Here is a 13,006-nt window from a genome sequence, read left to right as displayed (position 1 = left end):
CCATTCCGTTTCGATTGACCGAGAGCCACCGACCATGAGTTTCGAGCACATTCTGTTTTCCATCGAGGCAGGCGTTGCCACCCTCAGCCTGAACCGACCCGACCAGCTCAACAGCTTCAACGCGCAGATGCACAGTGAAGTGCGCGAGGCGCTCAAGCAGGTGCGCCAGAACGCCGAGGTGCGAGTGCTGCTGCTGACCGGTGAAGGCCGTGGCTTTTGCGCAGGGCAAGACCTGGCAGACCGCAACGTCGCCCCCGGCAGCGACGCGCCGGACCTGGGCGAATCCATCGAAAAGTTCTACAACCCGCTGATCCGCCAGCTGCGCGACCTGCCAATGCCCGTCATCTGCGCGGTCAATGGCGTGGCGGCAGGCGCCGGGGCGAACATCCCGCTGGCGTGTGATCTGGTGCTGGCAGCACGTTCGGCCAGCTTCATTCAAGCCTTCTGCAAGATCGGTTTGATACCGGACTCAGGCGGCACCTGGACGCTGCCACGACTGGTCGGCATGGCCCGCGCCAAGGCCCTGACCCTGCTGGGCGACCGCCTGAGCGCCGAGCAGGCCGCCGACTGGGGGCTGATCTACCGCTGCGTCGACGATGCCGAACTGCGTGACGAAGCGCTGAAACTGGCGCGCCATCTGGCCACTCAGCCCACCTATGGCCTGGCCCTGATCAAGCGCAGCCTCAATGCCAGCTTCAACAACAGCTTCGATGAACAGCTGGAGCTGGAAAAAGACCTGCAACGGCTGGCCGGGCGCAGCGACGACTACCGTGAAGGCGTCAGCGCATTCATGGCCAAGCGCACGCCAAACTTCAAGGGGCACTGATATGCAGGCCTTGAACAACAATGCATTAGTGGCCGTGATCGGCGCCGGCGCCATGGGTGCCGGTATCGCTCAGGTCGCCGCGCAAGCGGGCCACCCGGTCCGCCTTTACGACAAAAGGCCCGGCGCCGCAGCGCAGGCCATCGAAGGGATTGGCCGACAACTGAGCAAGCGCGTCGAAGCCGGCAAATTGGCCGCCAGTGCTTACGACGCTTGCATGACCCATCTGCAACCGGCCGACGAACTTCTGGCCCTGTCCGATGCCAGCCTGGTGATCGAAGCCATCGTCGAAAACCTGCAGGTCAAACGCGAGTTGTTCGCCCAGCTTGAGGCCCTGTGCCGGCCGGACTGCATCCTGGCCAGCAACACCTCGTCGCTGTCGATCACCAGCCTTGCCGCAGGCCTTCAACACCCCGAGCGCATGATCGGCATGCACTTCTTCAACCCCGCGCCGCTAATGGCGCTGGTAGAAATCGTCTGCGGCCTGGCCACTGACCCGGAGCTGGCTGCCAGCCTGCACGCCACCGCCCGCGCCTGGGGCAAGAAACCGGTGTTTGCCCGTTCCACCCCGGGCTTTATCGTCAATCGCGTGGCCCGGCCCTTCTATACCGAAAGCCTGCGCCTGCTGCAGGAAGGCGTCGCCGATTGCGCCACCCTCGACGCCTTGCTGCGCGAGGCCGGTGGCTTTCGCATGGGCGCCTTCGAGCTGACCGATTTGATCGGCCACGACGTCAATTACGCCGTGACCTGTTCGGTGTTCGACGCCTACTACCAGGACATGCGCTTCCAGCCCTCGCTGATTCAAAAGGAACTGGTGGACGCCGGTCGACTGGGCCGCAAGAGCGGGCACGGTTTCTATGATTACCGCGAAGGTGCAGAGCGCCCGCAACCCGCCAGCCTGAGCAGCACGACCCAGGTCGAGAGTGTGGTGGTCGAAGGCCAGCTCGGTGCCTTGAGCCCGTTGCTCGACCGATTGCGCGATCAAGGCATTGCTGTGCTGCAACGCGATGGCCGGGGCCTGCTGCGCGTCGGCGACGCGGTGCTGGCGCTGAGCGACGGTCGCCTGGCCAGCCAGCGCGCCTTTGAAGAGGGCTTAAGTAACCTGATTCTGCTCGACCTGGCGCTGGACTACCGCAGCGCCAGCCGCCTGGGCATCAGCTGGGCCGCCGGCACTTCGCAAGCGGCCATCGATCAAGCGGTGGGCCTGCTGGCCGCCGTCGGCATCCGCGCCAGCGCCCTGCGTGACAGCCCCGGCCTGTGCGTGCTGCGCACCGTCGCCATGCTCGCCAACGAAGGTGCCGACGCGCTGCTGCAAGGCGTGGCCTCGGCGGCGGACATTGATCTGGCCATGTGCGCCGGGGTCAATTACCCGCGCGGTCCGCTGGCCTGGGCCGACAGCCTCGGCATCGCCACCGTGACCACCGTCCTGAACAACCTGCAATCCACCTATGGCGAGGAGCGTTACCGCCCTTCCCTGCAACTGCGTCGGCAATTGGCCGATGGGAGCCTGTTTCATGAATGATGCCCTGATCATCGATGCCGTACGCACGCCGATTGGCCGTTACGCAGGCAGCTTGAGCGGCGTGCGCGCCGACGACCTGGGCGCCGTGCCATTGCGTGCGCTGCTCAAGCGTCATCCGCAAGTGGACTGGAACCAGGTCGATGACGTGATCTACGGCTGCGCCAACCAGGCGGGCGAAGACAACCGCAACGTCGCGCGCATGTCGGCGCTGCTGGCCGGCGTACCAGTGAGCGTGCCGGGCACCACCCTCAATCGCCTCTGCGGTTCGGGGCTGGATGCGGTCGGCACGGCGGCTCGCGCCATTCGCTGCGGCGAGGCCGGCTTGATGCTGGTGGGCGGCGTCGAATCCATGTCCCGTGCACCGATGGTGATGGGCAAGGCCGAGACCGCGTTTTCGCGCCAGGCGGAGATCTTCGACACCACTATCGGTTGGCGCTTCGTCAATCCGCTGATGCAGAAACAGTACGGCATCGACTCGATGCCGGAGACCGCCGAGAACGTCGCCGAGCAGTTCAATATCTCCCGCGCCGACCAGGACCTGTTTGCCCTGCGTAGCCAGCAACGCACCGCCGCGGCCCAGCTCAATGGTCGCCTGGCCAGGGAGATCGTGCCGGTCGAGATTCCCCAGCGCAAAGGCCCGGCCAAGATCGTCGAGCAGGACGAACATCCACGTGCCGACACCACCCTTGAGCAACTGGCAAAGCTCGGTACCCCGTTCCGCGCCAACGGCAGCGTCACCGCCGGCAACGCCTCAGGCGTCAACGACGGTGCCTGCGCGCTGCTGCTGGCCAACCGCGAACAAGCTCAGCGCTATGGCCTGAAAGCCCGCGGCCGGGTGGTGGCGATGGCCACCGCCGGGGTCGAGCCGCGCATCATGGGCATCGGCCCGGCGCCGGCGACGCGCAAAGTGCTGGAACTGGCCAACCTGAGCCTGGCCGACATGGACGTGATCGAGCTCAACGAAGCCTTCGCCGCCCAGGGCCTGGCCGTGCTGCGCGAACTGGGCATCCGCGATGACGACACGCGGGTCAACCCCAACGGCGGCGCCATTGCCCTGGGCCACCCGCTGGGCATGAGCGGCGCACGGCTGGTCACCACCGCCCTGCATGAACTGGAACAACGCAACGGCCGCTACGCCCTGTGCACCATGTGCATCGGCGTCGGCCAGGGCATCGCGCTGATCATCGAGCGCCTGGACGGCTGAGCCGCCACCCGACCAAAGAGTCACAACAGGCCGTGGGCGCAGGGGTATCCTTGAGCTCATGCACTCAAGCCGGCAGCGACCGGCTGGACACAAAAACAATTCGAGTGAATTCATGAACATGCACATTGCCAATGCCGCCGTGCTCGACCCGATGGAAACCGCCAGCATCGACGAACTGCGCCAGCACCAGCTCGAACGCTTGCGCTGGAGCGTCAGCCACGCCTATCAAAACGTACCGCTGTACCGCCAGCGCTTCGATGAAGCCGGCATCCACCCTGACGACATCAAATCCCTGGACGACCTGGCCCGGCTGCCCTTCACCACCAAGTCGGACCTGCGTGACAACTACCCCTATGGCCTGTTTGCCGTGCCGATGCATGACGTGGTGCGCCTGCACGCCTCCAGCGGCACCACCGGCAAACCGACCGTGGTCGGCTACACCCAGAACGACATCGACACCTGGGCCAACGTGGTCGCCCGCTCGATCCGCGCCGCCGGTGGCCGGCGTGGCGACAAGGTGCATATCTCCTACGGCTACGGCCTGTTCACCGGCGGCCTGGGCGCCCACTACGGCGCCGAGCGCCTCGGTTGCACGGTGATCCCGATGTCCGGCGGGCAGACCGAAAAGCAGGTCCAGCTGATCCGCGACTTCCAGCCCGACATCATCATGGTCACCCCGTCGTACATGCTTAACCTGGCCGACGAGATCGAACGCCAGGGCATCGACCCGCACAAGCTGGCCCTGCGCCTGGGCATCTTCGGCGCCGAGCCGTGGACGCCGGAACTGCGCGCCGCCATTGAAGCGCGAATGGGCATCACCGCTCTGGACATCTACGGGCTCTCGGAAATCATGGGCCCGGGCGTGGCCATGGAGTGCGCCGAAACCAAGGACGGCCCGACCGTCTGGGAAGACCACTTCTACCCCGAGATCATTGACCCGGTCACCGGTGCCGTGCTGCCAGACGGCGAGTTGGGCGAGCTGGTGTTCACCTCGTTGAGCAAGGAAGCCCTGCCGATGATTCGCTACCGCACCCGCGATCTGACGCGCCTGCTGCCGGGCACCGCGCGACCGATGCGCCGTATTGACAAGATCACCGGCCGCAGCGACGACATGCTGATCATCCGCGGCGTCAACGTGTTCCCGACCCAGATCGAGGAGCAAGTACTTAAAGTCAAACAGCTTTCAGAGAATTACGAGATACATTTGTATCGTAATGGCAACCTGGACAGCATCGACGTGCACGTGGAGCTCAAGGCTGAACACCAGTTACTGGGCGATGAGCAGCAGAAGGCGGTGTGTGCCGAGCTGAGCAAGCACATCAAGACCTATATCGGTATCAGCTCGCGGATCGTGCTGCAGCCGGCGCATTCGATGAAGCGTTCGGAGGGTAAGGCTTGTCATGTGATTGATAACCGATAAGTGAGGCTTTAGACCGTGTAGCGGCTATTCGCGGATAAATCCGCTCCCACAGGTAACCCGACCCATCCTCTGTGGCGAGGTTTTTAATGTGGGAGCGGATTTATCCGCGAAGCTTTTGATCTTCCCTTGCCCCGCCCTGGCGGGGCTTTTTTATGTGCGCGGGAAAAAGCGATACAAAAACACATACGACACGTTATTTTGTGTTTGTAATTAAATTATGTATCGCTTATAAATACCTCCAGGCCACACACCCCTTCACGGGCTGGAGACACAGCATGTACGCACAACTGGTTGAGACCGGCGTCAAACGCCTCAAGTCGCTGGACGAAATGTCCGCGCAGGAGCGTGCCTTCCAGGAAAAGATCGACGCTGAAATCAAGATCGAAGCCAAGAACTGGATGCCCGACGCCTACCGGCAAACCCTGATCCGTCAGATTTCCCAGCACGCCCATTCCGAGATCGTCGGCATGCTGCCCGAAGGCAACTGGGTCACCCGCGCCCCGAGCCTCAAGCGCAAGCTGCAATTGATGGCCAAGATCCAGGACGAGGCCGGCCACGGCCTGTACCTGTACAGCGCCATGGAAACCCTGGGCGCCGACCGCGACGAAGAGATCGCCAAGCTGCACAGCGGCCGCGCCAAGTACTCGAGCATCTTCAATTACCCGACCCTGAGCTGGGCCGACATGGGCGTGGTGGGCTGGCTGGTCGACGGTGCCGCCATCGTCAACCAGGTGGTGCTGCAGCGCACCTCGTACGGCCCTTACGCCCGGGCCATGGTGCGCATCTGCAAGGAAGAGAGCTTCCATCAGCGCCAGGGCTACGAAATCCTGTTGACCATGATGCGTCATGGCACCCAGGCCCAGAAGGACATGGTCCAGGACGCGATCAACCGCCTGTGGTGGCCGTCGCTGATGATGTTCGGCCCAAGCGACGAACACTCGCCCAACAGCGCCCAGTCCATGGCCTGGAAGATCAAGCGCCAGAGCAATGACGAACTGCGCCAGCGCTTCGTTGACCAGACCATCCCGCAGCTGGAACTGCTGGGCTGCACCGCCCCGGACCCTTGCCTTAAGTGGAACGAGGAACGCGGCCACTACGATTTCGGCGAGATCCAGTGGAACGAGTTTTATGAGGTGCTCAAGGGCAATGGCCCGTGCAACCAGGAACGCGTCGCCACCCGCCGCAAGGCCATCGAAGACGGTGCCTGGGTGCGCGCAGCTGCGGTCGCCCACGCCCGCAAAAAACACAACAAGAACGCAGCCTGATTCCCGGAGTATCTGTCATGTCCGAGTGGACCCTGTTCGAAGTCTTCGTGCGCAGCAAGCACGGCCTGAACCATAAACATGTCGGCAGCGTGCATGCCGCTGATTCCGCCATGGCGATCGAGAACGCACGCGAGTTGTACACCCGCCGCAGCGAAGGGGTGAGCCTGTGGGTGGTGCCCTCGGCGTTGATTACCGCCTCCTCGCCGGATGAGAAAGACCCGCTGTTCGACCCGTCCGACGACAAGGTCTACCGGCATGCCAGCTTCTATGACCTGCCGGCTGAAGTCGGACACATGTGAGGTCGACCATGAACGATGATCTGATCCAATACCTGCTGCGCCTCGGTGACAGCGCCCTGATCCAGGGCCAGCGCCTGTGCGAATGGTGCGGCCACGCGCCAGCGCTGGAAGAAGAACTGGCGTTGATGAACGTCGGCCTGGACCTGGTCGGCCAGGCCCGCAACTGGCTGGAATACGCTGCCGAACTGCTCGATGACGGCCGCACCGCCGACGACCTGGCGTTCCGTCGCAACGAACGCGAGTTCCGCAACCTGCTGCTGGTTGAACAGCCCAACGGCGACTTCGGCGTGACCCTGCTCAAGCAGTTCTTCTATGACGCCTGGCATTACCCGGTGCTTGAGGGCCTGAGCCAGTCCAGCGACGAGCGTATTGCCGGCATCGCCGCCAAGGCTTTGAAGGAAGTGACTTACCACTTGCGCCGTTCCGGTGAGTGGGTCGAGCGTCTGGGCGATGGCACCGATGAAAGCCACCAGCGCATGATCGCCGCTATCGCGCAGGTCTGGCGCTTTACCGTCGAGCTGGTCAACAGCGACGCCGTCGAAGACCGTCTGTTCGAAACCGGCATCGGTGCCTCGCCCGAGCAGATCGCCGCCAGCTGGCAACGCACCGTAAACGACATTTTCGACAGCGCCACCCTGCCCGTTCCAACGCCCGCCAGCCACTTCTACCTCAGTGGCCGCAACGGCGTGCACAGCGAACACCTGGGCCTGCTGCTGGCCGAAATGCAATACCTGCCACGAGCCTACCCCGATGCAACCTGGTGAGCTGATCGCCAGCGACCGCGGCGCGCGACAGGCCCAGGGCAACGACCTGCGCCAGGCCTGGGCCGTGCTCGGCGAGGTCATGGACCCGGAAGTGCCGGTGGTCAGCGTGGTCGATCTCGGGATCGTCCGCGCCGTCGACTGGCAGGCCGGCCACCTGCACGTAGTGGTCACCCCGACCTACTCCGGCTGCCCGGCCACCGAGGTGATCGAGGACGACATCCGTCAGGCGCTGGAGCTGGCCGGTTTTGCCGCGCCGAAGCTTGAGCGCAAGTTGACCCCGGCCTGGACCACCGACTGGATCAGCACCACCGGCCGCGAGCGCCTGCGCGCCTATGGCATCGCACCGCCCGAAGGCAGTACCAGCAAGCGCAGCCTGCTGGGTCAAGCGCCCGAGATCCGCTGCCCGCAGTGCGCCAGCGTGCACACCGAGCTGCTCAGCCAGTTTGGCTCCACGGCCTGCAAGGCGCTGTACCGCTGCTGTGATTGCCGCGAACCCTTCGACTATTTCAAGTGCATCTGAGCGGGCCTTGCCAAGCCCGCTGGAGAACCACCATGAGCAAATTCCACAGCCTGACCGTCAAGCAAGTGCGGCCTGAAACCCGCGACGCGGTGTCCATCGTCTTCGACATCCCGGCCGAGCTGCAAGACCGCTTTCACTTCACCCAGGGCCAGCACCTGGTGATGCGCACCTTGCTTGATGGCGAAGAAGTCCGCCGTTCCTATTCGATCTGCACCGGCGTCAATGACGGCGAGCTGCGCGTGGCGGTCAAGCGGGTGGCCGGCGGGCGTTTTTCCGCCTATGCCAACGACGTGCTCAAGCCCGGCCATGTGCTGGAGGTCATGCCGCCGTCGGGGCATTTCCACGTGCCGCTCGACCCCGCGCGCCACGGTCACTACCTGGCCGTGGCCGCCGGCAGCGGCATCACGCCGATCCTGTCGATCATCAAGACCACGCTGGAAACCGAACGGGGCAGCCGCGTGACGTTGCTTTACGGCAATCGCTCAAGCTCCGGCGCGCTGTTTCGCGAACAGCTTGAAGACCTGAAAAACCGCTACCTGCAACGCCTGAACCTGATCTTCGTGTTCAGCCGCGAGCAGCAGGACGTCGACCTTTACAACGGCCGTATCGACGCCGACAAATGCGAGCAGCTGTTCAGCCGCTGGCTGGACGTCAAGCAGCTGGACGCGGCCTTTATCTGCGGCCCGCAAGCGATGACCGAAACCGTGCGCGACCAGCTCAAGGGCAAGGGCATGCCGGCTGAGCGCATCCACTTCGAACTGTTCGCCGCTGCTGGCAGTGAACACAAGCGCGAAGCCCGCCAGGCCGCCCATGCGCTGGATTCGGCGGTCAGCCAGATCACCGTGATCAGCGACGGCCGCGCCCTGGCCTTCGACCTGCCGCGCAACACCGTCAGCGTGCTCGACGCCGGCAACGCCATCGGCGCCGAACTGCCGTACTCGTGCAAGGCCGGGGTGTGCTCGACCTGCAAGTGCAAGGTGATCGAAGGCGAAGTGGAGATGGACAGCAACCACGCGCTGGAAGACTACGAAGTGGCGGCGGGCTTCGTGCTGTCGTGCCAGACCTTCCCGGTCAGCAGCAAGGTGGTGCTGGATTTCGATCAGATCTGATGGACCGCGGCGCCGCCATCGCGGGCATATTGAACGACGCAACACCTGTAGGAGCGGACCTGGCCGCGATGGGCCGCGCAGCGGCCCCTGAGGCCACTGGCATTTGCGATTCAGCCAGCGAGTGCAGGTGATTTCAGAATCGCCGGGGCCGCTTCGCAGCCCATCGCGGCCAGGTCCGCTCCTACAGTTCAGTTCCTAAACTGGCTGGCATTGGGGCTTGCCCGCGATGAGGCCCCCACACCCCACACAAAAATAACCCCGGAGATTACGTAATGTCTCACGCCCCTACGCTGCAAAGCTTCATCGCCGGCCGCTGGATCGGTCAACACGGCGCCCAGCCCCTGCGCAGCGCACTGGACGGCCACATTCTGGCGCGCACCCACGAAGAGCGCCCGGACTTCCAGGAGGCCGTCGAGCACGGTCGCCTCCAGGGTGTCAGCGGCCTGATGGCCCTGGACTTCCAGCAACGGGCCGCGCGACTCAAGGCGCTGGCGCTGTACCTGGCCGAGCGCAAGGAGCAGCTGTACGCCATTTCTCACCACTGCGGTGCCACTCGCGCTGACAGCTGGATCGATATCGAAGGCGGCAACAGCACGCTGTTCACCTACGCAAGCCTGGGCTCGCGCGAACTGCCGTCGGGCAATATCGTCCATGAAGGCCCGGCACTGCAGCTGAGCAAGCAAGGCACCTTCGCCGGCACCCATATTCTGGTACCGCGCGGCGGCGTGGCGGTGCACATCAACGCCTTCAACTTCCCGATCTGGGGCATGCTGGAAAAGTTCGCGCCGTGCTTCCTGGCCGGCATGCCGTGCATCGTCAAACCGGCGACCGCCACCAGCTACCTGACTGAAGCGGTGGTGCGTCTGATGGATGAGTCCGGCCTGCTGCCGGCGGGTAGCCTGCAACTGGTGATCGGCAGCACCGGTGACCTGCTCGACCGCCTGCAAGGCCAGGACGTGGTGACCTTCACCGGCTCCGCCGACACCGCCGCCAAGCTGCGGGTGAACCCGAACCTGGTCCGTCATTCGGTGCCGTTCAATGCCGAGGCCGACTCGCTGAACTGCGCCATCCTCGGCCCCGACGTGAGCCCGGACGATGAAGAGTTCGAGCTCTACATCAAGGAAGTGGCCAAGGAAATGACCACCAAGGCCGGGCAGAAATGCACCGCCATCCGCCGCGCCATCGTCCCGGCCAAGCACATTGATGCGGTCGCAACACGGCTGCGCGAGCGGCTGGCCAGGGTGGTGGTCGGTGACCCGTCGGTAGAAGGCGTGCGCATGGGCGCCCTCGCCTCCCACGACCAGCAGAAGGACGTCGGCGAGCGCCTGCAAGCGCTGCTGCAAAGCTGCGACCAGCTCTTCGGCGCCAGCGACGGCTTTGCCCCGCGCGGTGAGGGCGTCAGCGAAGGTGCGTTCTTCGCCCCGACGCTGTTGCAGGCTCGCGATCCGCATGCCGAAGGCGGCGCCCACGACATCGAAGCGTTCGGCCCGGTCAGCACGCTGATGGCCTACGACGACCTCGACGAAGCCATTGCCCTGGCCGCGCGCGGCAAAGGCAGCCTGGTGGCCAGCCTGATCACTCATGATCCGAAAGTTGCTGCCAAAGTGGTCCCGGCTGCCGCCGCCCTGCATGGTCGGGTACTGGTACTGGACCGCGACTGCGCCGGCGAATCCACCGGCCACGGCTCGCCGCTGCCGCAACTCAAGCACGGCGGCCCGGGCCGCGCCGGTGGCGGTGAAGAGCTGGGCGGCCTGCGGGCGGTCAAGCATTACCTGCAACGCACCGCCGTACAGGGCTCGCCGACCATGCTGGCGGCGGTTACCGGTGAATACGTGCGTGGCGCCAAGGTGATCGAGACCGAGGTCCACCCGTTCCGCCGTCACTTCGAAGACCTGCAGATCGGCGAATCGTTGCTGACCCATCGACGTACCGTCACCGAGGCTGACCTGGTCAACTTTGGCTGCCTGTCGGGTGACCACTTCTATATGCACTTCGACGACATCGCGGCCAAGGAATCGCAATTCGGCAAGCGCATCGCCCATGGCTACTTCGTGCTGTCGGCGGCGGCCGGGCTGTTCGTCTCGCCAGCGCCTGGCCCGGTGCTGGCCAACTACGGCCTGGACACCCTGCGCTTTATCAACCCGGTCGGTATCGGCGACACGATCCAGGCGCGTTTGACGTGCAAACGCAAGATCGACCAGGGCAAAAAGAGCCCGCAGGGCATCCCCCAAGGCGTGGTGGCATGGGATGTGGAAGTGACCAACCAGCTGGGCGAACTGGTGGCCAGTTATGACATTTTGACGCTGGTGGTGAAAAAGCAGGGTTGACCTAGATGTGGGAGCGGATTTATCCGCGAATAGAACCACCGCGGTATCTCAGGCGAACCGCAGTGAGGCTATTCGCGGATAAATCCGCTCCCACAAGTAATTCGCCTTAACCGACTGGCTTCAGAGCGGCCCCTTTCAGCCCTCAACCCCTTCCACAATGATCACCTCGGCCCTGGCCACGCCCTGCCGATGCCCGCACGCTTGCTGATACTGCGCCGAGCGGTAGCACGCCAGCGCCTGATCATACGACTCGAACTCGATCACCACGCTGCGCTGCGGCGTGGCCCTGCCCTCCATCGCCTCGCTGCGCCCGCCACGGGCCAGCAACCGTCCGCCAAACGCCGCAAAAGCGGCCGGCGCGCGCTTTGTGTATTCGCTGTATTGCTCCGGGTCGGTGACATCGACGTGGGCAATCCAATATGCCTTCATGCTGACCTCATGGTTTCGGTTGAATTGGTCTTATGGTATACCATAATCCATCAGAACAAACATTCACCCGAACAAGAGTACTCGCGCCATGGCTTTCAACAGCATCGAAGAAATCATCGAAGACTACCGGCAAGGCAAGATGGTCTTGCTGGTCGACGACGAAGACCGCGAAAACGAAGGCGACCTGCTGCTGGCGGCAGATTGCTGCACCCCCGAAGCCATCAGCTTCATGGCCCGCGAAGCGCGCGGCCTGATCTGCCTGACCCTGACCGATGAACACTGCCAGCGGCTGGGCCTGGAACAGATGGTGCCGAGCAACGGCAGTGTGTTCAGCACCGCGTTTACGGTCTCGATCGAAGCCGCCACCGGTGTGACCACCGGTATTTCAGCGGCTGACCGCGCGCGTACCGTGCAGGCGGCCGTGGCCCCCGGCGCCAGTGCCGATGACATTGTCCAGCCTGGCCACATCTTCCCGCTGCGGGCCCGCGAAGGCGGCGTATTGACCCGCGCCGGGCACACCGAAGCCGGTTGCGACCTGGCGCGCCTGGCTGGCCTCACCCCCGCCTCGGTGATTGTCGAGGTGATGAACGATGACGGCACCATGGCCCGGCGCCCGGACCTGGAAGTCTTCGCTGCCCGCCATGGCATCAAGATCGGCACCATCGCCGACCTGATCCATTACCGCCTGAGCACCGAACACACCATCGTGCGCAATGGCGAGCGCGACCTGCCGACCGTGCACGGCACCTTCCGTCTGTTCACCTATGAAGACCGCATCGAAGGCGGCGTCCACATGGCCATGGTCATGGGCCAGATCCGCCGCGAAGAGCCCACCCTGGTGCGCGTCCATGTCATCGACCCGCTGCGCGACCTGGTCGGTGCCGAGTACACCGGCCCGTCGAACTGGACGCTCTGGGCCGCGCTGCAGAAGGTCGCCGAGCACGGCACCGGCGTGGTGGTGGTGCTCGCCAACCATGAATCGTCCCAGGCGCTGCTTGAGCGCGTGCCGCAATTGACCCAGCCGCCCCGCCAGTACAGCCGCTCGCAATCACGCATCTATTCTGAAGTGGGCACCGGTGCGCAGATCCTCCAGGACCTGGGCGTGGGCAAGCTGCGCCACCTGGGCCCGCCGCTGAAATACGCGGGCTTGACCGGCTACGACCTGGAAGTGGTGGAGAGCATTCCGTTCACCGGCTAGCAGCGGATGACTGGTCAGGCCAAAAGCCTTGCCAAAAGTTTGGAATACCATAATATGATATCCCGTAGACCTAATAACGTTTGACCCTGAACAACCTGCTGCTGTCGACCCAATCACAACAACATC

The 13,006-nt window shown here is 64.1% G+C and carries 12 protein-coding genes; 11 read left to right on the top strand and 1 reads right to left on the bottom strand.

Going from position 1 to position 13,006, the window contains the following annotated elements:
* Nucleotides 1–34 precede the first annotated feature (34 nt).
* The 10 genes from paaG (at nt 35) to paaZ (ending at nt 11,253) form a co-directional block, all read left to right on the top strand.
* Nucleotides 35–826 (top strand): 2-(1,2-epoxy-1,2-dihydrophenyl)acetyl-CoA isomerase PaaG, encoded by a 792-nt coding sequence (gene paaG / locus GUY40_RS21040; RefSeq protein ID WP_166570841.1) that lies wholly within the window; start codon nt 35–37, stop codon nt 824–826.
* Nucleotide 827: 1 nt separating this feature from the next.
* Nucleotides 828–2,345, top strand: a complete 1,518-nt coding sequence (gene paaH, locus GUY40_RS21035; protein WP_166570840.1) for a 3-hydroxyacyl-CoA dehydrogenase PaaH — start codon at nt 828–830, stop codon at nt 2,343–2,345.
* Nucleotides 2,338–3,549 carry a 3-oxoadipyl-CoA thiolase gene (pcaF, locus tag GUY40_RS21030; RefSeq protein ID WP_166570839.1) on the top strand — a complete coding sequence of 404 codons (1,212 nt, stop codon included), beginning with the start codon at nt 2,338–2,340 and terminating at the stop codon, nt 3,547–3,549. Before paaH ends, pcaF begins: the two co-directional genes overlap by 8 nt.
* A gap of 112 nt (nt 3,550–3,661) precedes the next feature.
* Entirely contained in the window at nt 3,662–4,969 is a 1,308-nt protein-coding gene (gene paaK / locus GUY40_RS21025) for a phenylacetate--CoA ligase PaaK (protein WP_166570838.1), read from the top strand.
* Between the two features lie 275 nt (nt 4,970–5,244).
* Entirely contained in the window at nt 5,245–6,234 is a 990-nt protein-coding gene (gene paaA / locus GUY40_RS21020) for a 1,2-phenylacetyl-CoA epoxidase subunit PaaA (protein WP_166570837.1), read from the top strand.
* Nucleotides 6,235–6,251: 17 nt separating this feature from the next.
* A complete protein-coding gene (gene paaB / locus GUY40_RS21015; protein ID WP_166570836.1) occupies nt 6,252–6,533 on the top strand; it encodes a 1,2-phenylacetyl-CoA epoxidase subunit PaaB in 282 nt (93 codons plus the stop codon).
* An 8-nt stretch (nt 6,534–6,541) separates the two neighbouring features.
* Nucleotides 6,542–7,297: a 1,2-phenylacetyl-CoA epoxidase subunit PaaC gene (paaC, locus tag GUY40_RS21010; RefSeq protein ID WP_166570835.1), complete on the top strand. Its 756-nt coding sequence runs from the start codon at nt 6,542–6,544 to the stop codon at nt 7,295–7,297.
* Nucleotides 7,284–7,817 (top strand): 1,2-phenylacetyl-CoA epoxidase subunit PaaD, encoded by a 534-nt coding sequence (gene paaD, locus GUY40_RS21005; RefSeq protein WP_166570834.1) that lies wholly within the window; start codon nt 7,284–7,286, stop codon nt 7,815–7,817. Before paaC ends, paaD begins: the two co-directional genes overlap by 14 nt.
* A gap of 32 nt (nt 7,818–7,849) precedes the next feature.
* Nucleotides 7,850–8,926 carry a 1,2-phenylacetyl-CoA epoxidase subunit PaaE gene (gene paaE, locus GUY40_RS21000; protein WP_166570833.1) on the top strand — a complete coding sequence of 359 codons (1,077 nt, stop codon included), beginning with the start codon at nt 7,850–7,852 and terminating at the stop codon, nt 8,924–8,926.
* Nucleotides 8,927–9,198: 272 nt separating this feature from the next.
* Nucleotides 9,199–11,253: a phenylacetic acid degradation bifunctional protein PaaZ gene (gene paaZ / locus GUY40_RS20995; RefSeq protein ID WP_166570832.1), complete on the top strand. Its 2,055-nt coding sequence runs from the start codon at nt 9,199–9,201 to the stop codon at nt 11,251–11,253.
* A gap of 135 nt (nt 11,254–11,388) precedes the next feature.
* Here paaZ and GUY40_RS20990 read toward each other — a convergent pair whose 3' ends face one another.
* The gene (locus tag GUY40_RS20990; protein ID WP_166570831.1) at nt 11,389–11,682 is read right to left on the bottom strand and encodes a DUF1330 domain-containing protein; all 294 of its coding nucleotides are present in this window, start codon (nt 11,680–11,682) and stop codon (nt 11,389–11,391) included.
* An 88-nt stretch (nt 11,683–11,770) separates the two neighbouring features.
* On the opposite strand from GUY40_RS20990, the gene ribBA reads away from it, so the two are divergent.
* On the top strand, nt 11,771–12,880 hold the full coding sequence (gene ribBA, locus GUY40_RS20985) for a bifunctional 3,4-dihydroxy-2-butanone-4-phosphate synthase/GTP cyclohydrolase II (protein WP_166570830.1): 1,110 nt from the start codon (nt 11,771–11,773) through the stop codon (nt 12,878–12,880).
* The last annotated feature ends 126 nt before the right edge of the window (nt 12,881–13,006 follow it).

The sequence above is a fragment of the Pseudomonas sp. R5(2019) genome, assembly GCF_009905435.1.
In the GTDB taxonomy this organism is placed as follows: Bacteria; Pseudomonadota; Gammaproteobacteria; order Pseudomonadales; family Pseudomonadaceae; genus Aquipseudomonas.
Note: the sequence above shows the minus strand (reverse complement) of the source record. Positions and strands in the feature narration are given on the sequence as shown.